A 2080-nucleotide genomic window follows, 5' to 3' on the forward strand; every position below is an offset into this window, starting at 1 on the left:
TCGCGTGCTCTCCTGCGTGTATCTGTCGGAGGCGTGTGTGAAGTCCGCCTGCGCCTGTACGGCGGCGGCATCGAGCTCGGCGACGTGCTGATGTGCGGTCCTGAGTGCGTCGATGAGACGATTCGTCTCATCATCGAACGCCCGGAAGACACCCACGAGTGACGTCCGATCCGCGATGAAGCGTGAATAGACCTGCTCGACGCCGGCCGAGAAGCCGCCGGGCAGCGAGATCTCCGTTCCCAGGTAGGCGAACGTCTCTGTTCCGAGTGCCGTCTGATCGTCGCCGACCGACGCAGCGATCTGATCGCGCACGGGGTCGTCGGCGGGAACCTTGGCGAGTTCGGCAGCCATCGCCGAATCCAGCGACGACTGCTCGGCAGACGTCATGCGGGAGTAGGCAGCGTGGAGCATCTCGTGAGCCGCCGCCGTCACGACCGTCGCCTCCGCCCGCGGATCCTGTGGTTGGTAGAGATAGATGCGATCGAGCCGGTGCGCCGGACCCGATACGAAGCACCCTGTAGCCATCGTATCCGCCGACCCCGCGCCGGCGCACTCGGTGTTCACTGTCGCGAGGTCGGTGAGGCTCGGCAGCGTCGAGAGGAACAAGTCGGTACCCGCCCCCGTGAGGTACATGCGCTCGGCGAGCGCCACAGCTTGTGCCGACGGCTTGTCGCCGGTTCCCCACCACGCCACGAGCTGCGGTGCGAACCAGATTCCGATGACGAGCGCTACCACGGCGACAGGGCTGAGCAGAAGCAGGCGCCGCGTCGCCCGCCGGCGATGCACGCCGTCGAAGGGCGACGGGTCGCGTCGGGGCGGCGTGTTCCAGGGGTCCCCATTCTCCCCGAAGAAGGTCACGGCGCGAGCGTAGCGGTGCGAGGCCGCCCCGCGCATCCCCGAGTCGGGATGCGGCGCTAGGGTGTGGATCATGACCGACCCGGTGCCCACGGTGCGGCGCGCGGCTCTCATCTACAACCCGGTGAAGGTGGATCGCGACCGGTTGCGCACGCAGGTCGTGCACTACTCGGGACGGGCCGGCTGGGAGTCGCCTCTCTTCTTCGAGACGACCGTCGGCGATGCCGGTTCCGGCCAGGCTCGTGCCGCGGTCGCGGCGGGAGCGTCGGTCGTGCTGGTGGCCGGCGGTGACGGCACCGTGAGAGCGGTCGCGGAGGCGATGGCCTACACCGGGATCCCCGTGACGATCGTCCCGAGCGGAACCGGGAACCTGCTCGCCCGCAACCTGCGCCTGACCCTCGACGACCCCGAACGGGTCATCTCCTCGGCCTTCGACGGCGAGATCCATCCGATCGACATCGGCCTGGCGCGGATGACCCGCCTCGACCACACCGTCGAGGAGGCGTCCTTCGTGGTCATGGCCGGCATGGGCCTCGACGCCGCGATGATCGCGAACACGCGCCCGCGCATGAAGAAGGCCGTCGGATGGGTGGCCTACGTCGACGGCGCCGCGCGCTCGCTGCCGAAGGCCGCGCCGTTCCGCATCGTCTACCAGCTCGACGACGACAAGCTCGCCAGCTCCCGCACCTACAGCGTCCTGTTCGCCAACTGCGGGTCACTGCCCGCTGGCATCGCCCTGATCCCGGACGCGTCGATCGCCGACGGCGCGCTGGATGTCGTGCTCATCCAGCCCCGTGGGTTCTGGGGCTGGGCGGCCGTGTGGCGACGGGTCTGGTGGGACAACTCGGTGCTGCGCCGCTTCAAGGCCGGCCGGCTCGTGCTCGAGCGCCGCCGCGATCGGGCCGTGCGCTACCTCTCGGCGCACGGGATCGACACGCGCACCGAGACTCCGCAGGCCGTGCAGCTCGATGGCGACCACTTCGGCATCGCGATCGGGATCGACTGCCGCGTCGCCGAGGGGGCATTGCTCGTGACCGTGCCTCCGGGGCACGACGTCAGCCGCTGGTGACGGCGTCGCGACTCCACACGTGCGACCGCGCCGCGGCATCCCATCGCAGCGTGCCCTCGCGGTGCATGTCGACGAACATCTGCACGTAGGCGGCCGGAGACGTCGCCGTCTGCGCCATGAGCGTGCGCGGCACGATGCAGGTGACGACGCCGTCGG

The 2080-nt window shown here is 69.6% G+C and carries 2 protein-coding genes; one reads left to right on the forward strand and one right to left on the reverse strand.

From position 1 onward, the window contains the following. The coding region (locus ASG00_RS15200) for a hypothetical protein (protein ID WP_235559103.1) at positions 1–651 on the reverse strand (651 nt) is incomplete at its 3' end. 277 nt (positions 652–928) lie between these two features. Between ASG00_RS15200 and ASG00_RS03155 the strand changes: the two genes are divergently transcribed. Beyond that, positions 929–1924 carry a diacylglycerol/lipid kinase family protein gene (locus ASG00_RS03155; RefSeq protein ID WP_056206822.1) on the forward strand — a complete coding sequence of 332 codons (996 nt, stop codon included), beginning with the start codon at positions 929–931 and terminating at the stop codon, positions 1922–1924. The last annotated feature ends 156 nt before the right edge of the window (positions 1925–2080 follow it).

This window comes from Microbacterium sp. Leaf351 (assembly GCF_001423825.1).
In the GTDB taxonomy this organism is placed as follows: Bacteria; Actinomycetota; Actinomycetes; order Actinomycetales; family Microbacteriaceae; genus Microbacterium; species Microbacterium ginsengisoli.

What these genes read in the sequence shown, in the direction of transcription:
- ASG00_RS03155 (WP_056206822.1), top strand. Translation starts at nt 929, where the DNA reads ATGACCGACCCGGTGCCCACGGTGCGGCGCGCGGCTCTCATCTACAAC.